This is a genomic window from Natronococcus roseus, from assembly GCF_043677095.1.
Lineage (GTDB): Archaea > Halobacteriota > Halobacteria > Halobacteriales > Natrialbaceae > Natronococcus > Natronococcus roseus.
The window spans coordinates 624,650-646,401 of sequence record NZ_JBHLJR010000002.1 but is presented as its reverse complement, the minus strand read 5'-3'; the positions used below and the strand labels follow the sequence as shown (position 1 = coordinate 646,401).

At 66.9% G+C, this 21,752-nt stretch carries 28 protein-coding genes and 1 tRNA gene; 8 read left to right on the top strand and 21 right to left on the bottom strand.

Annotated elements, in window-relative coordinates; all coding sequences use genetic code 11:
* Positions 1-7: 7 nt before the first annotated feature.
* The 4 genes from ACFEMD_RS07850 to ACFEMD_RS07835 form a co-directional block, all read right to left on the bottom strand.
* Positions 8-784: an ABC transporter permease gene (locus ACFEMD_RS07850; protein ID WP_394740480.1), complete on the bottom strand. Its 777-nt coding sequence runs from the start codon at positions 782-784 to the stop codon at positions 8-10.
* Positions 777-1,520, bottom strand: coding sequence for an ABC transporter ATP-binding protein (locus ACFEMD_RS07845; RefSeq protein WP_394740479.1), 744 nt, complete (start codon positions 1,518-1,520; stop codon positions 777-779). Before ACFEMD_RS07845 ends, ACFEMD_RS07850 begins: the two co-directional genes overlap by 8 nt.
* On the bottom strand, positions 1,517-2,782 hold the full coding sequence (locus ACFEMD_RS07840; RefSeq protein WP_394740477.1) for an ABC transporter substrate-binding protein: 1,266 nt from the start codon (positions 2,780-2,782) through the stop codon (positions 1,517-1,519). Before ACFEMD_RS07840 ends, ACFEMD_RS07845 begins: the two co-directional genes overlap by 4 nt.
* A gap of 102 nt (positions 2,783-2,884) precedes the next feature.
* A complete protein-coding gene (locus ACFEMD_RS07835) occupies positions 2,885-3,049 on the bottom strand; it encodes a hypothetical protein (RefSeq protein ID WP_394740476.1) in 165 nt (54 codons plus the stop codon).
* A gap of 255 nt (positions 3,050-3,304) precedes the next feature.
* On the opposite strand from ACFEMD_RS07835, the gene ACFEMD_RS07830 reads away from it, so the two are divergent.
* The 3 genes from ACFEMD_RS07830 (at position 3,305) to ACFEMD_RS07820 (ending at position 5,379) form a co-directional block, all read left to right on the top strand.
* The gene (locus tag ACFEMD_RS07830; protein ID WP_394740474.1) at positions 3,305-3,484 is read left to right on the top strand and encodes a hypothetical protein; all 180 of its coding nucleotides are present in this window, start codon (positions 3,305-3,307) and stop codon (positions 3,482-3,484) included.
* Between the two features lie 126 nt (positions 3,485-3,610).
* A complete protein-coding gene (locus ACFEMD_RS07825) occupies positions 3,611-4,486 on the top strand; it encodes a hypothetical protein (RefSeq protein WP_394740473.1) in 876 nt (291 codons plus the stop codon).
* Between the two features lie 161 nt (positions 4,487-4,647).
* Positions 4,648-5,379: a zinc-dependent metalloprotease family protein gene (locus ACFEMD_RS07820; RefSeq protein WP_394740472.1), complete on the top strand. Its 732-nt coding sequence runs from the start codon at positions 4,648-4,650 to the stop codon at positions 5,377-5,379.
* A 191-nt stretch (positions 5,380-5,570) separates the two neighbouring features.
* Here ACFEMD_RS07820 and ACFEMD_RS07815 read toward each other — a convergent pair whose 3' ends face one another.
* The 6 genes from ACFEMD_RS07815 to ACFEMD_RS07790 all read right to left on the bottom strand — a co-directional run bounded on the left by ACFEMD_RS07815 (position 5,571) and on the right by ACFEMD_RS07790 (position 9,730).
* Entirely contained in the window at positions 5,571-6,113 is a 543-nt protein-coding gene (locus ACFEMD_RS07815) for a hypothetical protein (RefSeq protein ID WP_394740471.1), read from the bottom strand.
* Between the two features lie 26 nt (positions 6,114-6,139).
* Positions 6,140-6,301 carry a hypothetical protein gene (locus ACFEMD_RS07810; RefSeq protein ID WP_394740470.1) on the bottom strand — a complete coding sequence of 54 codons (162 nt, stop codon included), beginning with the start codon at positions 6,299-6,301 and terminating at the stop codon, positions 6,140-6,142.
* A 138-nt stretch (positions 6,302-6,439) separates the two neighbouring features.
* The gene (locus tag ACFEMD_RS07805) at positions 6,440-7,687 is read right to left on the bottom strand and encodes a saccharopine dehydrogenase family protein (RefSeq protein ID WP_394740469.1); all 1,248 of its coding nucleotides are present in this window, start codon (positions 7,685-7,687) and stop codon (positions 6,440-6,442) included.
* A gap of 130 nt (positions 7,688-7,817) precedes the next feature.
* The gene (locus tag ACFEMD_RS07800) at positions 7,818-8,060 is read right to left on the bottom strand and encodes a DUF7861 family protein (RefSeq protein WP_394740467.1); all 243 of its coding nucleotides are present in this window, start codon (positions 8,058-8,060) and stop codon (positions 7,818-7,820) included.
* Between the two features lie 275 nt (positions 8,061-8,335).
* Positions 8,336-8,410, bottom strand: a tRNA-Glu gene (locus tag ACFEMD_RS07795).
* 111 nt (positions 8,411-8,521) lie between these two features.
* Positions 8,522-9,730, bottom strand: a complete 1,209-nt coding sequence (locus tag ACFEMD_RS07790; RefSeq protein WP_394740465.1) for a helix-turn-helix transcriptional regulator — start codon at positions 9,728-9,730, stop codon at positions 8,522-8,524.
* 123 nt (positions 9,731-9,853) lie between these two features.
* On the opposite strand from ACFEMD_RS07790, the gene ACFEMD_RS07785 reads away from it, so the two are divergent.
* On the top strand, positions 9,854-10,432 hold the full coding sequence (locus ACFEMD_RS07785; protein WP_394740464.1) for an MBL fold metallo-hydrolase: 579 nt from the start codon (positions 9,854-9,856) through the stop codon (positions 10,430-10,432).
* On the opposite strand, the gene ACFEMD_RS07780 is transcribed toward ACFEMD_RS07785, so the two are convergent.
* The 8 genes from ACFEMD_RS07780 to rpl7ae form a co-directional block, all read right to left on the bottom strand.
* Positions 10,429-11,265, bottom strand: coding sequence for an ATPase (locus ACFEMD_RS07780; protein ID WP_394740462.1), 837 nt, complete (start codon positions 11,263-11,265; stop codon positions 10,429-10,431). The two genes, ACFEMD_RS07785 and ACFEMD_RS07780, sit on opposite strands and share 4 nt — an antisense overlap.
* Positions 11,262-11,531, bottom strand: coding sequence for a DUF5827 family protein (locus tag ACFEMD_RS07775; protein ID WP_394740461.1), 270 nt, complete (start codon positions 11,529-11,531; stop codon positions 11,262-11,264). Before ACFEMD_RS07775 ends, ACFEMD_RS07780 begins: the two co-directional genes overlap by 4 nt.
* Positions 11,532-11,693: 162 nt before the next feature.
* Positions 11,694-12,296 carry a superoxide dismutase gene (gene sod / locus ACFEMD_RS07770; RefSeq protein ID WP_394740459.1) on the bottom strand — a complete coding sequence of 201 codons (603 nt, stop codon included), beginning with the start codon at positions 12,294-12,296 and terminating at the stop codon, positions 11,694-11,696.
* Positions 12,297-12,442: 146 nt separating this feature from the next.
* Positions 12,443-12,814 carry a DUF7344 domain-containing protein gene (locus tag ACFEMD_RS07765; protein ID WP_049892129.1) on the bottom strand — a complete coding sequence of 124 codons (372 nt, stop codon included), beginning with the start codon at positions 12,812-12,814 and terminating at the stop codon, positions 12,443-12,445.
* Positions 12,815-12,983: 169 nt separating this feature from the next.
* Positions 12,984-13,448: a nucleoside-diphosphate kinase gene (gene ndk, locus ACFEMD_RS07760; protein ID WP_394740458.1), complete on the bottom strand. Its 465-nt coding sequence runs from the start codon at positions 13,446-13,448 to the stop codon at positions 12,984-12,986.
* The gene (locus ACFEMD_RS07755) at positions 13,448-13,804 is read right to left on the bottom strand and encodes a 50S ribosomal protein L24e (protein ID WP_394740456.1); all 357 of its coding nucleotides are present in this window, start codon (positions 13,802-13,804) and stop codon (positions 13,448-13,450) included. Before ACFEMD_RS07755 ends, ndk begins: the two co-directional genes overlap by 1 nt.
* Positions 13,804-14,028, bottom strand: a complete 225-nt coding sequence (locus ACFEMD_RS07750) for a 30S ribosomal protein S28e (protein WP_005557920.1) — start codon at positions 14,026-14,028, stop codon at positions 13,804-13,806. Before ACFEMD_RS07750 ends, ACFEMD_RS07755 begins: the two co-directional genes overlap by 1 nt.
* Before the next feature lie 11 nt (positions 14,029-14,039).
* On the bottom strand, positions 14,040-14,402 hold the full coding sequence (rpl7ae, locus tag ACFEMD_RS07745; protein WP_278302577.1) for a 50S ribosomal protein L7Ae: 363 nt from the start codon (positions 14,400-14,402) through the stop codon (positions 14,040-14,042).
* Between the two features lie 322 nt (positions 14,403-14,724).
* Between rpl7ae and tmcA the strand changes: the two genes are divergently transcribed.
* The gene (gene tmcA, locus ACFEMD_RS07740; protein ID WP_394740454.1) at positions 14,725-16,986 is read left to right on the top strand and encodes a tRNA(Met) cytidine acetyltransferase TmcA; all 2,262 of its coding nucleotides are present in this window, start codon (positions 14,725-14,727) and stop codon (positions 16,984-16,986) included.
* Positions 16,987-17,001: 15 nt separating this feature from the next.
* Here tmcA and ACFEMD_RS07735 read toward each other — a convergent pair whose 3' ends face one another.
* Positions 17,002-17,730: an SDR family NAD(P)-dependent oxidoreductase gene (locus ACFEMD_RS07735; protein WP_394740453.1), complete on the bottom strand. Its 729-nt coding sequence runs from the start codon at positions 17,728-17,730 to the stop codon at positions 17,002-17,004.
* Positions 17,731-17,807: 77 nt separating this feature from the next.
* Between ACFEMD_RS07735 and ACFEMD_RS07730 the strand changes: the two genes are divergently transcribed.
* The 3 genes from ACFEMD_RS07730 to ACFEMD_RS07720 all read left to right on the top strand — a co-directional run bounded on the left by ACFEMD_RS07730 (position 17,808) and on the right by ACFEMD_RS07720 (position 19,258).
* Positions 17,808-18,293, top strand: coding sequence for a DUF456 domain-containing protein (locus tag ACFEMD_RS07730; RefSeq protein WP_005557927.1), 486 nt, complete (start codon positions 17,808-17,810; stop codon positions 18,291-18,293).
* 41 nt (positions 18,294-18,334) lie between these two features.
* Entirely contained in the window at positions 18,335-18,505 is a 171-nt protein-coding gene (locus tag ACFEMD_RS07725) for a hypothetical protein (RefSeq protein ID WP_394740452.1), read from the top strand.
* Between the two features lie 129 nt (positions 18,506-18,634).
* Entirely contained in the window at positions 18,635-19,258 is a 624-nt protein-coding gene (locus ACFEMD_RS07720; RefSeq protein ID WP_394740451.1) for a twin-arginine translocation signal domain-containing protein, read from the top strand.
* Between the two features lie 101 nt (positions 19,259-19,359).
* On the opposite strand, the gene ACFEMD_RS07715 is transcribed toward ACFEMD_RS07720, so the two are convergent.
* Both ACFEMD_RS07715 and ACFEMD_RS07710 read right to left on the bottom strand, forming a co-directional pair.
* Entirely contained in the window at positions 19,360-21,081 is a 1,722-nt protein-coding gene (locus tag ACFEMD_RS07715; RefSeq protein ID WP_394740450.1) for a glutamate--tRNA ligase, read from the bottom strand.
* 92 nt (positions 21,082-21,173) lie between these two features.
* A complete protein-coding gene (locus tag ACFEMD_RS07710) occupies positions 21,174-21,617 on the bottom strand; it encodes a response regulator (RefSeq protein WP_394740449.1) in 444 nt (147 codons plus the stop codon).
* Between the last annotated feature and the right edge of the window lie 135 nt (positions 21,618-21,752).

Here is a 21,752-nt window from a genome sequence, read left to right as displayed (position 1 = left end):
ACGGACGTCAGTCGAGGGTCTCGAGCCCGAGCCGTTCGTGGACGCGTCGCTGGACGAGGACGACGATCCCGTACAGCGCCAGCCCCACGAGCAACAGGACGACAAGCGCCGCGAGCATGACGTCGGGGCGAACGTTCTCCGACCCCATCAGGATGAGAAAGCCCAGCCCGTTGTCGGCGACGACCCACTCCGCGACGACAGCGCCGACGACGGCGAGAGTCACCGACTGTTTCAGGCCGGCGAAGATGTCGGGGATCGCGTAGGGAACGTCGACGTACAGGATCCGCTCGATCGGCCCGGCGTCGACCGACCGCAGCAGGTCGTGGTGGGCCGTCGGCGTGCGGTCGAGCCCCGCCGCGGTGTTCAACACCAGCGGAAAGAAGGTGATGAGCGCGACGAAGACGATCGCCGTCGTCATCCCCGTGCCCAGATAGATGAGCAACAGCGGGGCGATCGCGAGCTTCGGCAACACCCGGACCGTCACGAGGTAGGGATAGACCGCCCGGCGAAACCACGGGACGTACGCGACGAAGGCGGCGAGGGCGATGCCAGCCCCGATCCCGATTGCGCCGCCGTAGACGACCTTCTCGAGGGTAAACAGCGCGTTCACGAGGTACAGCTCCGGATTGCCGGCCAGTCGCGCGACGACGGCGTCGGGAGCGGGAAGGAGAAACGGCGGGATGTCGCCGAGTGCCGTCAGCGCCCACCAGAGCGCGACGCCCGCACAGAGCGCGCTCGCGGGGTAGACGGCGCCGCTTCCGGTGACGGTGATCCGTTCAGTCATAGCTCTCGTGGAGCGTCCGGCGGACGGCCGCGACCTGTTCCTGGAACGCCCCCGAGCCGAGCGATTCCGTGTCCCGGGGTTCGGGAAGGTCGATGTCGAACGTCGCCTCGATTCGCCCCGGCTGGTCGCACATTACGACGCACCGATCCCCGAGAAACACCGCCTCGGGGACGCTGTGGGTGACGAAGACGATCGTCTTCCGCTCGCGGCGCCAGAGCGACCTGATCTCGACGCCGAGCTCGTCGCGGGTGATCTCGTCGAGTTCGCCGAACGGCTCGTCCATCAACAGCACGTCCGCGCCGAGGTGGATCGCTCGAGCGATGGCCACACGCTGTTTCATCCCGCCCGAGAGCGCGGCCGGCCGGGCGTCGTCGAACCCGTCGAGGCCCATCGTCTCGAGCAACGCCCGCGCGCCCTCGCGATCCGGTGGTTTGTCGGCCATCTTTCGGAGAAAGACGACGTTCTCGAGGGCGCTCTTCCAGGGGAGCAGCGTGTGTTGCTGGAAGACGAACCCGACGTCGCCCGCCTCCTGTGCGACCGACGGCGATCGGCCGTCGATGGTCACGCGTCCCGTCGTCGGCTCCTGGAGCCCGCCGATCGCGCGCAGCAGCGTCGTCTTTCCGCAGCCCGAGGGGCCGACGACGGTAACGAACTCCCCGTCGCCGATCCCGAGGTTGACGTCGGCGACCGCGGTGAACTCGTCGAACGCGACGCCGACGCTCTCGAGGTCGATCACGGTTCCTCCGCGAGCAGCTCCCCCTGCTCGAGCGCCGTTCGGAGTCGATCCCAGGTTCGCTCGCGCTGCCAGCCCCAGCCGCGTTCGCGCGTGTCGTCGCTGTGCCCGAACTCCCGGACCGCTCGCTCGAACGTCTCTCGGACGCGCTCGGGTTCGTCGTCGCCGCGGTCGGCGATTCGCGCCGCCGCCGGGTCGGGATCGCGGGTTGCCTCCCGCCAGCCGCCGGCCGTCCCTGCGAGGAGGGCCTCGAGAGACGACCGACGCCGCTCCAGCGCCTGTTCTCGGGCGACGATCGTCGGCCCGTAGACCGGGAAGTGGTCGGTGAGCAACAGCGTGTCGACGGTCTCGCCGCGTTCCTCGAGCTCCCGTGGATCGGTGATGGAGCCCGTAACGACGTCCGCCTCCCCCGCCAGCAGTGCCGTCCGCTCCTCGCCGGTCGTCTCCTCGATCTCGAGGTCCCCCTCGAGGGCCGTCTGGGAGACGAATAGGCGACCGAGCACTCCCGTCTCGGAGCGGGCGGGCATGCCGATCCGCTGGCCTCGAAGCTGGTCGACGCCGCGAAGCTCCGTGCCGAAGACGTCACGAGTGGAGTACAGCACCGTCATCGCGCGCTGGTAGAGAACCGCGATCGGCACGATCGGCACGCCGGCCGCCCTGGCCCGGAGAACGGTCGCGGCGCCGGCGACTGCGACGTCCGCCTCGCCGTCGACGATCCGATCGACGGCGCGTCGGGATCCCTCGTGGTGTTCGAACCCGACGTCGACCCCGTACTCGTCGTACCAGCCCGCCTCGGCGGCCGCGTACAGCGGGACGTGAAGCCCGTTCGGTCGCCAGTTCAGCGCGACGGTCAGCTCCGGCTCGTCGGCCGACTCCGGCTCCCGCCCGGTCGCGTCGTCCCGAAAGATCTCGTCCGCCCGCTCGAGCAGCGTCGCCGCGTGTCGCTCGTACGCTCGACGACGGCTCGAGGCGAGGTCGTCGGTCGGTCGCCAGGCCGACGGCGGCCGTCCCTGGCTGGCGCTCGCAACCGTAGAGCGCTCGATCAGCCCGTCGGCCTCGAGTCGGGTGACCGCGTCGCTGATCGGCGATCGGCTCAGCTCGGTCCCGACCCGAAGCTGGATCGTCGTCGCGGGGTCGCTCTCGCGGTCGGCCCGCAACAGCAGGTACGCCAGGACCCGCGCGGGCGTCCGTCCGAGCCCAACGGCGAGGTCGTCGACGACCGGTCGATCCTCGTCGTCGAGCACCCAGAACGTTCGCGAACGCATTCGTCCTGATTGACTGTGTGAGACCGCATAAGGGTACCCCCGCTATCCGATCGGGCGTCGTCAGAAGCGGCTCGCAGAACGCAGTCGATCGGCGGGACGTCGCTACCGGTGGTTCGCCGCGCGGTGGTCGACTCGCGTCGGCTTGACCTTGCCGTGTTGCTCGAGCTCGTGGGCGTTGAGTCGCCGCTGGAGGTCGGCGCTCGAGGTGACGGCGAAGTACGTTTCACACACTGGACACTTATCGACGAGTAGATCGTTCGAACTCATAGTAGTAGTCTTCGGAGTCGAGTACGCAGTTTTCGGAACGTTCGACAGTCGTCCAAGGGACTGAGGAAGAATGACGGCCCTCATTGCGTGGGCCGGTCCCTTTTTACCGGTCTCGAGTGCACCCGGTACCGCGGTATGCGGCACCCTGAGGGCTGAGAACGGTCGAACCAGTGGCTGCTAGCGAACCACTTTCGTCACCGGCCACGGCTACTGGCCCGTCCGAGGATTCATTACTATGGTAGACAATAGCTACCTATGGATCCGTACACCGATGACCTCCGACTGCCGCGGGCGCGCCTCGAGCCGGACGCGAGGGCGACCGTTCGCTGTCGGGACTGTCGGGCGACCTTTCCGCGGCGGGACGTTCACCTTCCGACGAAGGGAACGCTCCGCTGTCCCGAGTGCGACTCCGGCGCGATTGCCGACGTCGACTGAGGCGTCGCGCGCTCACGGGTAGTCCGGATCCCGGGAGCCTCGGGTACGGTATCGTCGTGGACGGACGCCTCGGACCCGGCGCGAACGTTTTTGCCGTGCAGCGTGGTAGTTTCTCCACGATAGTCAATGTCGCTCTCTTCCATCGATCTCGGACCCGTTCGACGGCCGGAGTATACGGGCGAGAACCGCTGTCTACCGTGTACGATCGTCAACGTGGCGATCGCGCTCGTCCTGGCGGGGACGTTGGGGATCGTTACGACTGTCCCGGTCGGAGCGGTCGCGCTCGGCGGCTCCCTCGCGGCGATCTACCTCCGTGGCTATCTCGTCCCGGGAACGCCGGAACTCACCGAGCGCTACCTCCCGGCGTCGGTCCTTCGGCTGTTCGGAAAGGAACCGATCGCGACCCGCTCACTTGAGGGAACCTCGCCGGAGGATCCCTGGGATCAACTCGCTGCTGCCGGCATCGCCGACCCATCGCCCGACGGGACGCTCTCGCTGACCGACCGGTTCCGGGAGGAGTTCCGCGTCGAAATCGATCGCCGCGAGTCGGCCCCGGGAGCCGACAACGTCGAGGCGCTCGCAGCCGCCTCCGAGGCCGTCGAACGCGGGCCGCGGGCGTACTCGATCGACGGCAACCGTCTCCTTCGATGGGAGTCCGACGCCGCGCTCCTCGCCGACGCCGCGACCGCATCGGTCCTCCGAGCGACGGTCGAGGGCTGGTCGGATCTCGAGCGCGACGACCGCCTGGCGCTTCTCGAGCGAATCCGGCTCCTGCTCGAGCGCTGTCCGAGCTGTGACGGTCCGATCGATCGAAACGACGAACGGATCGACCCGTGCTGTCAGCCCCCACATATTGCCGTCTGGACGGTCTGTCGGGACTGTGACGCCGTCCTCGCGGACGTGACCGCACCCGAAGCGGACGCCGAGGCGTGGGTGGGACTACTCGGAGTCGACGCGACGGAACCGACTCGAACCGACGCACCGGAGGCGGTCGAGGGCTAGTCGAGATCCCGACGATTCGCTCGGCATACCTGCCCGACGCTCGGGCGTTCTCCAAGGATTCAGTTTCTGCCTGGGTTCGTTCAACCCGCCCAACTTATATTTTAGAGATACTTTTAAATTAAACAGAAAGTATATACTGAATTACTATATAGTGGACGTGTATGGATCGGCGCACGTTCCTCACGGGGGTCGGGACCGCTACAGGAGGGGCAGTCGCGTTCGACCGGGGTGTGCGCCGCGTTCGTGCGCCGGATACGATAACCGTCGCCGTCTACCAGACGGACGGGCTCACGACCGGGTTCGAGGAGAGCGGACAGCGACGGGACACGGGTCAGCGCCTCGCCGAATCGGGAGTGCGGGATATTCTCGAACCGCAGTTTGCGAACTCGTTCGAACTGATCGACGAGGCGCTGACCGTTCCGGAGGAGGTGACGACGCTGCCGTCGACGCTGTCGACGTTCGGCGACGAGATGTCGGCCGCGAGGCGGTCGCTCGTGAACTGGGTCGAGTACAACCGAACGCGGTCGTCCGTCGACAGCCACATCCTTCTCTCGCATCACCCGGAGATCAGGTCGGGCAACGGTATCGCGTCCCCCGCCATCCTTCCGACGTGCTGTGAACCGATCGACCGCTACGGGATCGCCTGGATGGCGGCCGAGAGGACGAACCGCGTCGAGGCGGCCGTCGCCGAGACGATCGCCCACGAGATCGGCCACACGATCGGACTCCAACACTCCCATGGCGCGAACATCGGCGACGCCATCTCGGTCATGCTGACGAGCTCGTACGCACGACGCGTCGGTCGAAACCTCTTCGGAGACCGCGTTCAGCCGGCTGATAGTCGGGTCTCCGAGCTGAACGGCGATATCACCGATCGCCATCTGCGGGTGTAATCGGGTCCGACCGACGGCTCCCTGCTCGGAAACCGACTCCGGGCGCTGAAATGCTCGAGCGGCTTCAGCTCGGCACCAACTGCTCCCGGATCTGCTGAGTCCACGACGAGAGGCGGCGGTTTCCGGCAGGCTGACGCCCCGTGACCGAATCGCGGCGAAGCCGCCTTCGCCACGGATGTCCGTGCGCCCTGCTATCTCGCCCGACAGAGACTGTACTCGACTTCGTCCCCGGTGACGAACGCGCGGTGTGTCGCCCGTGCGAGGTGACCGTTCCGGCGGACGTGGTGTTCGGGGACGAGCGGGAGGGGAACGGGACGGAACCCGTCGGTACGCATCGCGCGGAAGCTCGTGTACCGTCCGACCGGTTTCTCTCCACGGAACACGGACAGTCGGCCGTCCTCGCCGCGACTGTACCGATACCGGAACGCCGTCGGCTCGGGACCGGGACAGCATAACGTTTCGACGCTGTCGAGGACCGCGACGGTCTCGCCGCCGACGTCGAGGACCAGCGAGGGATCGTCGCCGTCTACGGCCGTTTCGTACCACTCGATTCGACCGGAGGTACCGAGACAGGCGAAGCTCTCGTCGGTCAGCCTGATGCGATCCTCGATACTGTAAAACTGTCTGGCACCGCCACGTCGGGACGCGAGAAGGAACGGCGACTCGAGAACCTCCTTCAGCTCGTCGTTCGTCCACCGGTCCGCAACGAGTACCGGAACGTGTCCCCGATACACAGCGGTCGCGATCCTCGAGACGAGAGTCAGTGGCGCACTGTCGGGTGGGTAGACGAGGTGCAACGGCGCGTCGACGCCGTCGGGCCGCCGACGGCGAGCGTCACGTCGCCGTCCGACCGGAGCGTGAATCCTCGGCTCTCGAGGTCGTCCGTTACGACGCCCAGGCGACGAGTTGCTGGATGAACCATTACCTCGAGTAGCGAGTCGAGGGAGATAACGTTTCTCGCGACCCGACGATCGGACTCGCGGCGGGACCGCGTTCGGATCGCACCGCTATCGTTTCGGCTGCTACTCTACACACATCGCTCGCTCGTTCCGGACGGGGATCACACCGATACGCTCACGGTTAGCCCGGCATCTCGAAGCCGATCGACGAGCGACTCGCCGATTCCAGATGCTGGCGTCAGTACGCCCCCCTCGAGCGGCGTTGCGGTTTCGTTACGGACGAGACACATCGCGGCCTCGCCGAGCATCCGTGCGGTCGCGCCGTACCCCGGGTCGACGTCCGCGCGAATCGTCCCCTCGACGACGAACGGACCGTCGGTGGCCGTCCCGCGACCGAAGAGCCGAACAGCGAAGTGGCCGCTCTCGATCTGTTCCCTGCTCGGTCCCTCTCCGGGGTCGGGGAACACGAACCGCTGTAACCCGGCTCGAACCGGATCGATCGTCATTCCGGCAGCCGCCAGCCCGAACCCGCCGGCGACGAGGGTCGCGACTGCCCCACCTCGGATTCCGCTCCCGGTCGGGACGGCCTCGGTACAGCGAAACTCACGACCCCACGGATACTCGAGAAGTGCGTTGGTGCGTCGGATCACGCGCTCGTTCACGGCGGCCATCGGCGACGGTGCGGTCCACACCGATCGCAGCGGGTCCCACTTTGGACGCCGCTGCTCGCTCGAGTCGACGCCGGTGCGCTCCCCGGGTGGCGCGAGTGAGTACGGGTTCCGGAGGGCCTGCCGAGCGATCGGATCGGTCGACGCGGCGTCGAACATCGCGACCGCGCTGGCTACCGTTCCGCCGCTGACGCCGCCGCGCCCGTCCACGTAGAGCCGAACCAGGTCACACGGCGTCCCGAACTCGTCGACCGAAGCCGACTGCACAGCCATCGTCCCGATGTCGGCGGGGATCGAGTCCACGCCGCAGCTGTGGACGATTCGGCTCCCCGCTTCGACGGCGTCCTCGTGGTACCGATCGATCATCTCCCGGATCCAGTTGAGTTCGCCCGTGAGATCGCAGTAGTCGGTTCCGGCCTCGACACACGCCTCGACCAGCGGCGTTCCGTACGTCGTGTACGGACCGACGGTCGTACAGACGACGCGCGTGCTGTCGGCGATCTCCTGAAGACCTTCTCGATCCGTCGCATCGCCAAGGACGATCGGGAGCGACTCCCACTTCTGGGCGTCAGCCACGAGGTCGTCCGCGAGCGTTCGGAGCCGGTCCTCGTTTCGGCCACCGAGGGCGAGCGAGAGTTCGTCCGGCGTGTACGTTCCGGTGAGATACTCGGCGACGAGCGTTCCGGTGAATCCGGTCGCACCCCACAGGACGAGATCGTACTGTCGGTCAGTGTTCGACATTGTATCACGCAGTCGGTCCATGGTCGCTTCAAGCGTCGGGTATCGGCGATCACTGAGCCAGCCATACGCTTGCCAGTGAGTCTCCAGCAGCACGACCGACGGATCGTATCCCCCCGGACATCCGTCTGCCTCAGCCGCCGTGTTTTCGGTACCAGACGCGCTCCCCGACCGGCGATTCGCCGTCGTCGATATCCAACCGACTGAGAACCAGCTCCCGAATCGCGTGGGTGACGACGAGCTCGAGCGACTCTCCGTCCTCGGGCGAGACGGTGACCACGCAGTGTCCGTCCCGCTGGGCGATCGACTCGATGGTTCCGGTCGACCAGCGCTCGATATCGTGGGTAGGTTCTCGAGCGTGAATGCGATCGTGCATACTGCTAGCTGGATTGCCACCGGTGTTTTCCTTTCGTCCACGGCGACCGATCGGATCTCTCGAGCTCGAGTAGGTATGGACCGCAGGTACGCGCCACTGGGTAGTGGACGGTCGAAAACTGCGAAATGGGGAGGGGTGTGCCGGCAGGGGTTCGAACCTCGCGAAGCGCTCGCTGGGCTCGCGTTTTTCTCCTTCGAATCCCGTAATCGAGGTCACGGCCCAGGCTATGCCTCGCACACGGCCTGCGGTGCTCGTCGAGCAGTTTGGCGTAGAAGTGCTCCGACAGGGATTCGAACCCTGGTCATTGCCGTGAGAGGGCAATATGATTGGCCGGACTACACTATCGGAGCGTCCGTCGGCTTTCGCCTGCACTCTTTCGTAACGCCGTGTACCGTTTAAGCGTTCCGTTTCGATCCGCCTCTGTCGAACCCTGACACGGGGTTCGGTGGCGGTTGCGACCCTTACTCGTCGAACGGCGACTTCGCCGCCTCGGGCTCGAACCCCTCGAGACTGATGATGTTCTCGCGACCGACACGGAGTTTGCTAATGTCGCCCTCGCGTTCCATCTCGGAGAGGAGCATACTGACCTTGGACTTCGACCAGCCGGTTTCCTCGACGATGTTGACCTGTTTCATCCGACCGCCGTTCTCCCTGATGAGTTTGACCACCCGATCCTCGTCGGTCAGGAGTTCCTCCTCGGTGAGCGACCCCGGCTCGGTCTGCTCCTCCGGCTCCGCGGCCGCCGCGCCGGCCCCCGACGGCTCCGCTCGAGGGCCGGTCGGCTCGTCGATCTCACCAGGGGAGTCGTCCGGTGGTGCTTCGTTCCGCCTGGTTCGGTACCACGCGGCGGCGACGACGGCGCCGAGAACGACCGCGGTGGTGCCGAGCATCACCGGCCACGAGAGCAGGGTTCCGTCGCTCGAGCCGCCGGTCGTTCCCGCGGTGCCGTCGCTTCCGATGTCGTCGGCGTCCTGGAGCACGACGCGGGGGTGACCGTCGAGGAACTCCTGCTCGCCGGTCCAGGTCATCGAACTGGCGTTCTCCATCGTGGTGGCGGTGTACTCGCCCTCGGGATCGGCGTCGGTGAGCACGAGGTCGTCGCCGGGTTCGACCACGAGCGACTGATCGGAGCCGAGGTACATGTTCTGGAACACGTCGCCGACGACGATGCGGTCGTCCTCGACGTCGGCGAACCCCTCCCAGACGAACGACATCTCGATGACGCCCATCGCGCCGGGTCGGTACTCGGTCGACGCCGAGCGGTTGAACGCGGTCGCCTCCATCTCGCGGTCGGTCGTCTCCTCGCCGGTGTCGGTCAGCGCCTCGGCCTGATCGGTGAACCGCTCGTAGAGCCCGGTCTCGTCCTCCTCGAACTCCTCGGCGAACGCGCCGAAGTTCGCCTCCTCGTCGTCGTCCCCGAGGCGCTGCTCGTGGCGGAACGTCCAGGTCGCGCTCCCGTTTTCGTGGACGGTGATCTCGAACGTCGTGCTGTCGAAGTTCTGGGAGTCGAAGTCGTCGACGGCGTGTTGAGCCGGGACCGCGCTCTCACGGTCCGCGAGCGACTGCTGGCTGCCGTCGACGGTGCCGGCCATCGCTATCGGGAGGGTGAAGCCAGCGAGCACGACAGTAATGACGAGGATACCGACCCCGACGGGGACCGACCGAGTCATTCGTCCCCTACTACGTGCCGGAGCTAAAAATGCTTGTGAATATCGCGTTCGGTCGCTGATCGCCGCTCGAGCACCCATGCTGAGGTCGACACGCACAAGCCCCCCGCTCCTGTACGGCCCCGTATGGTCACGAACCTCGCGCAGGGCGTCCAGGCTTTCACCAGCAACGTCTACCTCGTCACCGGCGAGCGAACGGTGCTCGTCGATCCCGGCGCGAACTTCGACGTCGTCGACGCCGTCGAGTCCCGGGTCGACGGGCTGGACGCGGTCGTCCTCACGCACACCCACCCTGACCACGTCGGGAACCTCGAGGCGGTCAAATCGGCGTTCGACGTCGAGGCCTGGGGGTACGATCCGTCGATCGACGGGGTCGATCACGGGATCGCCGACGGGGAGACGGTCCAGCTGGGCGACCACGAGTACGTCGCCGTCCACACCCCCGGCCACAAGGACGACCACCTCTGTTTTTACTCGGCCGACGCGGGGGTCCTCATCGCGGGCGACCTCGTCTTCCAGAACGGCAGCTTCGGACGCACCGACCTCGAGGAGGGCGACCGGGAGACGCTGATCGAGAGCATCGATCGCGTCCTCGACCGGATCTCGCCGGAGCTCGCGGAGCTCCATACGGGTCACGGCCCGAGCGTGACGACGAACCCCTACGATCACGTCGAACTGTCGGCGCAGATGGCTCGCCAGGCCTAACCCTGGGCGGCGGCCTCGAGCAGCGCGTCGTAGGCGTCGGCGTAGGCTGCGGCGACCCGTTTCGGGTCCTCGCGTTCCTCACTCCCAAGCGGCGGCAGCCGAACCCGCTCGAGAGGGTCGAGGTAGTCGAGAACTGTCGGCACTCGCTTCTCGAGGCTGCCGTCTTTCGGGCTCGTGCTGGCGACCTCGCAGGCCCGGCAGTACCGATCGCCGGGGTAGATCCGGGCCCGCCCCGGCTCGACGACCGCGACCGCGGCGATCGCCGCGGGGTCGAGATCGTTCAGTGGCCGGGCGATGTCGCCGTAGGATTCGACGACCGCGACGTCAGTCGCCTCGAGTTCCGTCGCCAGCGACTCGAAGGCCGGGACGTACCGGTCGGCCGTGACGTCGTTGAGCTCGTCGACGGTTTCGACGGGGATCGCCTCCTCGAGGGGCAGCGCCGAAGCGACGGCGTCGGGGACGTCGACGGTGGCGTTTCGGACGTACGTCGGTTCGCCGGCCTCGCTCGGAGCGCCGATCCGGTCGATGACGAACTCCCGGTCGGTCTGCCCGAGCAGCCCGGCACCGGGACCGGGGCTCGGACGCCACAGCCGGTGGACGGGGTTGAGCCGTTCCGGCTCGCGCCCTCGCGCCTCCGCGGTCGCGAGCCGCGCGGCGTCCTTGCCGTACAGCCGCCCCGCTGCGAGCGCGCGCCGGCAGTCGTCGTGGTCGAACCAGTAGTCGTTTCCCGCGCGGGGCTTGGCGCCGACCGCACCGGTTCGCTCGAGTAGGCCCGTCGAGAACGTCGTCTTGCCGGCGTCGACGCGGTCGCTGCCGACCACGAGGAGGATCATTCCTCTTTCAGACCGTAGAACCCGGGCTCCTCCTCGTCGCGCGGCTCGGCGACGACGAGCTCGTCGGCGTTGGTCATCACCCACGGGATCGCCCAGTCGAGCAGGATGTCCTCGGTCTCGCGGTCGATGTCCGCGTCGGGCTCGAGCCCCTGGAGCAGGCGCGCGATCTCGTAGACGGTGTACATCTGATCCTCCTCGAACAGCTCTGCGGGCGTGTAGAAGTCACAGGGCGGGAGCTCGTCGAACTCGTCTTTCGGAACTGGCATGGGCGTTGCTATCGGCGCGGCGCCACAAGACCGCACCGGTCTCGACATCGGCAACGGCTCGAGCGGGCTCGCTTCGTCCGCGGTCGGCTCGCGATCCGCGACGCTATTGCCGTCGCTGAGCGAACGAGGGCCATAAAAATACGTGGGTTGCCAGGTCGTCGCTTACTCGAAGTGGTCGAGGCACTTCTCGTACTCTTCTGTGGCCTTCTCCCAGTTGACGACGTCGAAGAAGCCGTCGATGAACTCGCCGCGGTCCGGGCCGTAGTCGTAGTAGTACGAGTGTTCCCAGACGTCACACGCGAGGATGGGGTGGGCGCCCCACAGCGCGTGGAGGTCGTGGCGGTCGACCTTCAGGTTGCGGAGCTGCTTGGCGACCGGGTCGTAGACGAGCAGTGCCCAGCCACCGGCGCCGCTCGCGGCGGCCTCGAACTCGCCCTTCCAGGCCTCGTAGGAGCCGAAGTCCTCCTCGATGCGGTCGGCGAGGTCGCCCTCGGGTTCGCCGCCGCCGTCGGGGGACATGTTCTCCCAGAACAGCGTGTGGAGGTAGTGTCCACTGCCGTTGTGGGTGACGTTCTCCATCGCGGCCCCGGACGAGCCGAAGTCGCCGCTCTCGCGGTTCTCCTCGAGGGTCTCCTCGGCGCTGTTCAGGCCGTCGACGTACCCCTGGTGGTGCGTGTCGTGATGCCAGGTGACGACCTGTTCGGAGATTGCCGGCTCGAGCGCGTCGTAGTCGTACGGAAGTTCCGGAAGTTCGTGATCAGTCATAAGGACACCTCTATGATCCGTATCGGTAGCTCGCCTGTTAAGCTTTGAGGATGGGAATGCTATCACTTCACAGGGAGAGGAGTCGGTGACGAACGCCACGACTCCGGATTCGACCGCTACTGACCGCAGAGAAAGGGGCCGGCGAGCTACAGCTCCTTGTGTTTGGCATGCTCGAGCCACTCCTCGAGGGAGGGCTGATTCCAGTAGCGGACGGTGTCGCTGCGCCGGTCGTGTTCGAGCAGACTGGTGTCGGCGAGCTTGGGAAGATGGGAGTGACGAAGCTCCGTTCGGACGGTTTTCCGGTGTTCGTCGAACTCCCGGTCGACGTCGCCGGCTTCGGTCTCGAGTCGAACCACCGCGTCGACGAGCTCGTCGACAGCGGCGACGCCGTCGGCGCGCTCGAAGAGACAGTACAGCACGTACCGTCGTCGCCGGTTCGAGAGAAGATCGAAGATCAGATCCAAAGACGGGGGCTCCGCGCTCGCAATCGATCTCGAGCCCTGTTCTCGCTTACGCATTCACGAACCACCTACCGTGAGTTACCATTCGAAACCACCGTGCTCGTCTACTACAGCCGATACATTAGATGTTCCGTCTATGTATGCTATCGACTCGTCTAATTTAATGTAGAATGCTAAACAGAAAAACCCGGTCGCGAACGTCGGTAACGAGTCGGCCGACGGAGCGCTACTCGTAGAGCCAGCCGGCGTCGTGCTGATCGTAGTCGATCAGTTCGTCGTCCTCGAAGTGCAGCGAGATCTCTCGCTCGTTGGCGCCCTCGTCCTCGTGGTCGGCCGCGTGGACGACGTTCCGACCGAGGTCGAGCGCGTAGTCGCCCCGGATCGTTCCGGGCTCGGCCTCGAGCGGGTCGGTCTCGCCGATCATCTGGCGGACCTGTCGGGTCGCGTCCTGGCCCTCCCAGACCATCGGGACGACCGGACCGGAGGTGACGAACTCGACGAGGTCGTCGTAGAACGGCTTGTCCTCGTGTTCGCCGTAGTGTTCCTCGGCCCGCTCGCGGGGCATGTTCTCGATCTTGATGCCGACGAGCTTCAGCCCGCGGTCCTCGAGTCGGGAGACGACCTCGCCGACCAGACCGCGCGCGAAGGCGTCGGGCTTGATCATCACGAAGGTGCGTTCGGCCTCACCCATCAGGCCTCACTCTCCTCGAGATCCTCGGTTTCGTCGACCGCTTCGTCGCCCGCGGGGACGTCCTCGTCGTCCTCGTCGACGTCGGTCTCGGCCTCGAGATCCTCGTCCTCGCCGGCCTCGACGGTTTCGTCCTGGTCTGCTTCGTCGGCGGCGGGCGTGTCGGCCTCGGCGGGACCCTTGCCGGCGCGGCCGGCCTCGGTCCACTCGAGGTCACGCGGCTCGCGACCGAGCTTGTAGTTCTTCTCCGCCTTCGCGCTGGCGAAGTGAAGCACGGTACCGTCGTTCTGGACGTACATGATGCCCGTTCCGGGCTCGATATCCTCGCCCGTGTAGTCACAGGTACGTTTCTCGACCATTATTGTCCTCCGATGGAGTCCGCCTCGCGGGCGGTCTCGCGAAGCTGGAGTACGTCTCCTTCGCGGACCGGCCCGAGGCAGTTTCGGGTGATGATTCGACCCTGATTTTCGCCCTCCTGAATGCGGCACTTGACCTGCATGGCTTCGCCGTGCATGCCGGTCTTGCCGACGACCTCGATGACCTCGGCGGGCGTGGATCCGCTTTCGTTCTCTTCAGCGCTCATCTCAGGTCACCTCAGTCGAGGTCCTCGACCTTGTTGGCGATCTCTTCGACGTCGTCGGACGCCTCGCCGGCGTCGACGATCGCCGCGGCGGCGCTCCCGACCTCGAGGCCGGCGGCGTGGCCGACGTCGTCCTGGGTCTCGACGAAGACGACGGAGATGCCCTTCTCCTCGGCGAGTTCGGGCAGGTGCATGACGATCTCCTCGGGGGAGACGTCCTCGGCGACGTAGACGAGGTCCGCATTGCCGCGCTCGATCGCTTTGGTGGTCTCGTTGGTTCCTTTCTTTACGCGTCCGGTGTCTCGTGCGACCTCGAGGGCCTCGAGGGCGTCCTCTGCGAGGTCGGCTGGGATGTCTGTGGTTACGTAGACTGACATTGGTTGTTCACCTCTCCTACGCGCGGGCTCGCGCTCCCCTGCTATCCGGGCTGGGTCCCGGGCCGACGTCCGGTCGGCGGAAGTCCTGTGAAGCTAGGAGCATCATCAACCCCGCGTAGGGTGTACTACGCAGTAGCGTTGCCCCCCTTAAAAGCGTGTCCAAACGACCGGACGAGTGGGATCGGTCCGCACGGCCGGTAGCGGCGGTTTCGGATCGAAACTCGAGACGCGTCGACCGGCCGGAGCCAACCGCGCCGATCGACCATACGGAGCGCGACCGCCAGACCGTGACCTCTTACACCCGAGGCGACGATTCGAGGGTATGGCCGCGGACGACGACCTTGTCGACCTCGCCCGGTCGCTTCGGGCGGAGGCGGTGCGGACGAACGAGCGACGGCTGTTGGTACTGGCCGGCGACCGGGAGCGCGGGTACGAACGCCTCGAGGCGATCCTCGACCGACTCTCGGTGGCGATCACTCGAACCACGCTCGTCGGACCCGAGGATCGACTCCGCTGTGAACAGCTCTCCCAGACCCACGCCGGCGACTTGCTCGGCACGACGCGGGATGTCGTCGTCCTCGACGCCCACGACCAGCTTCAGCCCGACGCCCTCGGGAAGCTCGTCGGAACGGTCGACGGCGGCGGGCTCCTCGTCCTGCTGACGCCGTCGCTCGAGTCCTGGCCCGACCGCCGGGACGCGTTCGACGAATCCCTGGCCGTGCCGCCGTTCTCGCTGTCGGACGTCACCGCTCGGTTCAGGCGCCGCCTCGTCGACACGCTTCGAGCGCACCGAGGAATCGGCATCGCCGACCTCGAAACGAGGCGAATCGTCGACGAGGGACTGACCCATCCCGCACCGAGGCTGGACGCGAGTACGGAGCCGGAGCCGCCCGCGAACCACCGCTTCCCGCTACCGACCTACGACGCCTGTCTGACCAGCGATCAGGTCGAGGCCGTCACCGCGTTCGAATCGCTGTTCGACGCTCCGGCGGCGGTCGTGCTCGAGGCCGATCGCGGACGGGGCAAATCGAGTGCGGCAGGGCTGGCCGCGGGCGCGTTCGCCGCCGACGGCGAGGACGTGCTCGTGACCGCCCCGAACGTCCGGAACGCACGGGAGGTGTTCGATCGCGCCCGGGAGCTCTGTGAGACCCTCGAGGAAGTCGAAACGGCCGAATCGCGCCGGCTCGAGACGGCGGCAGGCGGGCGCGTTCGCTACCTCGAGCCGACCGCGGCGCTCGAGGACTGTGAGACCGCCGACGTCGCCATCGTCGACGAAGCCGCCGCGTTCCCGGTCGCAACTCTCGAGGCGCTGCTGGCGGCCGATCGGATCGCGTTCGCGACGACGATCCACGGCTACGAGGGCGCGGGTCGCGGGTTCTCCGTTCGGTTCCGGGATCGCCTCGCCGAGAGCGAACACGCCGTCACCGAGCGCACGCTGACGGAACCGATCCGGTACGCTGCCGGCGACCCGGTCGAAGTCTGGGCGTTTCGCGCCCTGCTGCTCGACGCCCGTCCCCCGGTCGAGTCACTCGTCGCGGACGCCGCGCCGGAGACCGTCCGCTATCGGCGACTCGAGCCCGACGAGCTGCTGGCCGACGAGGGATTGCTGCGGGAGGCGTTCGGGCTGCTCGTGCTCGCTCACTACCGCACCGAGCCTACCGACCTCGCGCGCCTGCTCGACGCGCCGAACCTCGAGGCCCGCGCGCTGGTCCACGACGGCCGCGTCGTCAGCGTCGCCCTGCTGGCCCGCGAGGGGAACCTTCCGGCCGAGCAGCGGGCGATGATGTACGAGGGCGGACGCATCCGCGGGAACATGCTCCCCGACGTGCTCACGAGCCAGCTGCGGGACGAGCGGGCGGGCGAGCCCGCCGGAGTACGGGTCGTGCGGATCGCGACCCACCACGCAGCGCGCTCGCGGGGGCTGGGTTCGCGGCTGCTCGCGGAGATTCGCGAGGAGTACGCGGGCGAGGTGGACTGGCTCGGTACCGGGTTCGGCGCGACGTCCGGCCTCCTCGAGTTCTGGCGGGCGAACGGCTACGCGACGGTCCACGTCTCGACGACGCGAAACGACGCCAGCGGGGAGTACTCGGCGCTGTTGCTCTCGCCGACGGGCGAGACGGGCGAAGCGTTGCGCGACCGCCACGCCGAGCGCTTCGCCCGACGGTTCGCCACCCTCTGTTCGGACGCCCTCGCCGACCTCGAGCCAGACGTCGCGCGGGCGGTCCTGCGAAGCGTTCCCGCCGAGGCCGCCCCGTCGCTCGAGCTGAGCGCTCACGAATGGCGCGTCGTCGCGGGCGCCGCCTACGGACCGGGTCTGTTCGATGTCGATCCCGGCCCGTTTCGCGAACTCGTCGTTCGCTACCTCATAGAGCGGCCGTCGACGGTCGAACTGACGGCGCGACAGGAGCGGCTGCTGGTTCTCCGCGTACTGCAGGCCCGCGACCTGGAGACGGTCGCCGATCGGCTCGACTACCACTCTACCGGGCAGTGTATGCGGGCCCTCGGCGAGGCGTTCTGCCCGCTGGTCGACCGCTACGGAACCGAGGCGGCGCTCGAGGCCCGGGAGCGATTCCGGGACTCCTGACGCGACCGCGCGGCGCTACGACAGCACCCGTCGCAGGATCGCGTTCGGAACGATATCGAAGGCCCACGCGACGAGTCGCCACCGACGGGCGACGTAGACGTGGCTTCGCTCCTTGCGGATCGCTCGAGCGATCCCTTCGGCCGCGGTCTCGGGCGAACACATCCAGAACGAGCCGTAGGCCAGCTCGGTGTCGACGAACCCCGGTTCGACGGTCGTCACCGTCACGTCCGTCTCGCTTCCGCGCGCCCGCGTCCGCAGCCCCTCGAGGTAGGTCGTGACGAACGCCTTCGAGGCGTTGTACGCCGGCACGGCGCCGTTGCCGAAGTGGGCCGCGACCGACGAAATGCCGACGAGGTGGCCATCGATCTCCTGCTCCTCGAACTGTGAGATCGCCGCGGTCGCGATCGCCGCGAATCCGCGAACGTTGACGTCGATCGTCTTCCGCTCGGGCTCCCACTCGAGGTCGGGGTTCAGGTCGGCGGTGCCGGCGCTGATGACGACGAGGTCGACCGACGCCATCGCGTCGACGAGCGCGTCGAACCGCTCGCGGGCCGTCTCGGCGTCGGCGACGTCCATCGTCGCGACGTACGATCGGGTCGGTAACTCCTCGCCGATCTCCCGGAGCCGTTCCGTTCGCCTGGCCGCCAGCCCGACCTCGTAGCCGTCGGCGGCGAGGTTTCGAGCGAGCGCCTCGCCGATTCCCGAGGAGGCGCCGACCACGATCGCTCCGCGCGTTCGTCCCATACGGGTCGGTTCGTCCCGCCGTGCCTAACCGTTCCGGAGGCGGTACGTCTTTGCCGTCGCCGCGTCTTCGCCTCCCTATGGTCGACGTCATCGCCGCCCTCGCTATCGCCCTGCTCGTCGGCGGCGTCGCCGGCACGGTCGTCCCGCTCGTCCCCGGCGGCCTGCTCTCCGTTTCGGGTGTCCTGTTGTACTGGTGGGGGTCGGGGTTTACCGAACCCGGACCGATATCCCTGCTCGTCCTGCTTTCCCTCGGCGCGCTCACCCTGTTTGTCGAGTTCTTCGCCGGATCGATCGCCGCCCGCGCTGGCGGTGCGTCCTGGACGACGACGGGTGCCGCCGCGGTCGTCGGGATCGCGCTCATGCTCCTGACGGGTCCGATCGGGCTGCTCGTTGGCCTGTTCGGCACCGTGTTCGTCCTCGAGTTCGTCCGCGGCGGCGACGTCGATCACAGCACTCGGTCGGCGTTCTACGCGACGGTCGGGATCCTCGCGTCGACGGCCGCCCAGGTCCTGCTGACGGCGTCGATCCTGCTCGGCTTCCTCGTCGCCGTGTTCGTGTTCTGACCGACCGTAAACGCCGAGTCGCTGGCCGTCGTCTCGAGCGTATGGACTGCTCGGAGGACGGCTGCGACCGCCCGGCCTGTGTCGAACTCCACATCCCGTGGGACGAAAACAGGGCCGTCTGTGCTCCCCACGCACGCGTTCTCGGACGTCAGGACGGCGTCGTCGCGGATCCCCTTCCCGACAGCGCTGACGACCTGCTCGAGGGCGGGTAGCGAAAGATCACGCAACTGTTTCTCTGTTCAAAAACCGCCCAATCGACTAACGGAACTATCCAATGGATTTTATAAATTCTCTCTGATCGCGTGTTTGGTTTAACCTCCCTGCGACTCATAGTATGGGGTATGAGGGACACCACACGAGCGACTCGACGCAAGATCCTCAAGATAGCCGGTGCCGTCGGTGCGACGGCGTTTGTCGCGGGCTGCAACGACAACGGAAACGACGAACCGGATGAGGAAGAGCCGGACGACGAGGATCCAGCGAACGATGAGGAGCCGGCAAACGACGAGGAGGAGCCCGAAGACGACGAGAACGGGGAAGCGATCGAACCCGGCACGCGGATCGAGTTCGATGCCCAAACCTCGGGCTGGATCGGTATCGAACCCGAGGAGATCGCCGACGAGGAGAACCCGACGCTCACCCTCCAAGAGGGCGAGGAGTACGAGATGGGCTGGGAGGAAGGCGACGGCCAACAGCACAACATCGAGATCCGCGACGAGGACGACGAGGTGGTCGACGACTACGAGACCGAGATCACTGAGGAGGGCGGCGACGACCAGTTCCTCGAGTTCGAAGCCAGCGACGAGATGGCGACGTACGTCTGCGAACCCCACGAGGGGACGATGATCGGCGACATCGAGATCGAGGGTAACGACGAGGCCGAAGAAGACGAGGACGAGGAGGACGAGGAGGAGAACGGCGAGGACGAGCCGGACGAGGACGAGAACGACGACGAAGACGAGTAACGCCGATCGGCCGCCGTCTCCCCCCGGTTCGCGTCCTCGCCGTTCGACTCGAGGCGCGGTCGAATCGGCCGACGGGTTCGGCGTCCGGTAGTCGCGACGGCTCAGGGGTGAGCGTAGTAGGCGAGCGTGCCGTCTTCTCCGTCCGCGCCGTCGATCCGAGCGAAGCCGACGCGCTCGAACTGTACCATCTCGTCGGGCTCGAGGGCGGCGACCTCGGGTTCGGCCCGGCCGCTGACGTCGCCGTCCATCGTCCGCATTCGAACGGGGACGCTCTCGGCCGCCGGCACCCAGTGGACGACGTCGACGTCGCCCTCGCGAACGACGTCGATGTCCTCACCGGTGTACTGGAGCGTATCGCGAGTGTACTGGAAACAGCCCAGCCCCTTGAGCCAAATCCGCTCCTCGCGCTGGGGGAGGTCGTCAGGCTCGAGCAGAACGGCGTCGCCCGCGGGGATCTCCCGAACGCCGCGCTCCTCGTGGTTGGGGTGTAGCGGCGGGTTGGCCTCGTCGGGCGGGCTCCCGCCCAACGGGACCTCGGTGCCGTCGCGAACGAGGAATCGCCGGTCGGTCTCCTCGTCGATCAGGTCGCGGTTGTTGGCGTAGATCGAACTCATCGCGAGGTCGACGTCGCTGGTCGAGGTTCCAAGGCCGACCATCGCGTCGACGATGGCCTCGCCGCGGATGCCGCGCCGACGAAGACTCTTCAGCGTCGGGGCGCGGGGGTCGTCCCAGCCGTCGAGTTCGTCCCGGTCGATCAGTTCGGCGATCGTCGACGTACTCATCTTGACGTCGTAGGCGTCGATCTGGACGTGGCCCCAGTGGACGACCTCGGGGTACTCCCAGCCGAAGTAGTCGTACAGAAAGCCCTGCCGTTTCGCCGAGTCCTGCAGGTCGATCCCGCGGATGATGTGGGTGACGTCGACGACGTGGTCGTCGATCGCCGACTGGAAGTCGAGCATCGGCCAGCAGCGGTACTCCTCGGCTTCCTCGCGCGGGTGTGGCGTGTCGATCATTCGGAACCCGACCCAGTCCCGCAGCGCGGGGTTCTTGTGCTCGATGTCGGTCTTCACGCGGAGGACCATCTCGCCGCTGTCGTAGACGCCCGCGATCATGTCCTCGAACTCCTCGAGGACGGTCTCGACGTCCTTCTCGCGGTGCGGGCAGGCCTCACCGCTGTTTTTCAGCTCGGAGAACTCCTCGCCCGAACACGAGCAGGTGTAGGCCCCGCCCATGTCGATCAGCTTCCGGGCGTGGTCGTAGTAGATGTCGAGGCGGTCGCTGGCTTTGAACGTTGCGTCGGGCTCGAACCCGAGGTAGTCGAGATCTTCGAGGATCGCGTCGTAGGCCTCGAGGTCAGGGCGTTTGGTCTCGGGATCGGTGTCGTCGAAGCGAACGCAGAACCAGCCGTCGTAGCGCTCCTTGTAGGTGCCGATGACGGCGGGCATCCGGGCGTGGCCGACGTGCCACGGACCGTTGGGGTTCGGCGCACACCGCATCCGAACCTCGTCGTACTCCTCCGCGCGAGGGAGATTCGGCAGGTCGTGTTCGTCTTCCTCGTCCTCGGCCTCGATCTCCGCGAGTTCCTCGGGTGCGAGCTCCTCGAGTCGCTCGCGTTTTTCGGCGTAGGTAAGGTCGTTGACCCGTCCGACGACGCCGCCGACGATGCCGGGAATCTGGTCGCCGTGTTCGCGAAACGCAGGGTTGTCGCCCATCAGCGGCCCCATGATCGCACCGACGTCGGCGTCGCTCTCGTGTTTCACCGCGTTCAACAGCGCGTGTTTCTCCGCCTCCCGTTCGATCCGTTCGCGCAAGTCGTCGTCCATTACCGTGGGGTATTCGCCGCCCGCTCAAAACCGCAGCGGTGTCGGCTCGTCGCCCGCATTCCGAGCGGGAGCGTCACCTCACCGCCCCCACGTCAGGCCGGCGCAGGCGGCTGCTGTGCCGTGTCGATCCAGAACCGTTCGATCGCCTCCGCCATCGAGGTGAACTCCGGCATAGCGTCGGGCTTCGTGAGGTAGGCGTTCGCGGCGTTGGCGTAGCTTGCGGTGATATCCTCCTCGGCGCTCGAACTCGAGAGCACGAGCACCGGCGGCGGGTAGTCGAGTACCTCCTCGACCACCTCCAGAACGGCGAGCCCGTCCTTTCGCGGGAGGTTCAGATCGAGCAACACCAGGTCGGGACAGGGCTCGGAGTCCTCGGGCTGCCGGAAGTACGTCGCCGCCTCCTTTCCGTCGCCGATGACCTGGAACGAGATCTCGCTCTCGGTCGCGCGAAACGCCTCCTGCGCGAGGCGAACGTCGCCCGGGTTATCCTCGACCAGGAGCACGTCTACCGGCTCGTCGGGCGTGTGGTCGTTCATACACACTACTATGAGGGTCACGTGCGTAAGACTCGCCCCTACACACTTGGTGATCGACGTCCTCTCCGAGGGACAAAAAACGCGCCGTTCGACGGGCGTACACGCCGGTCCCATTGCCGGGTAGAACGGGCAACG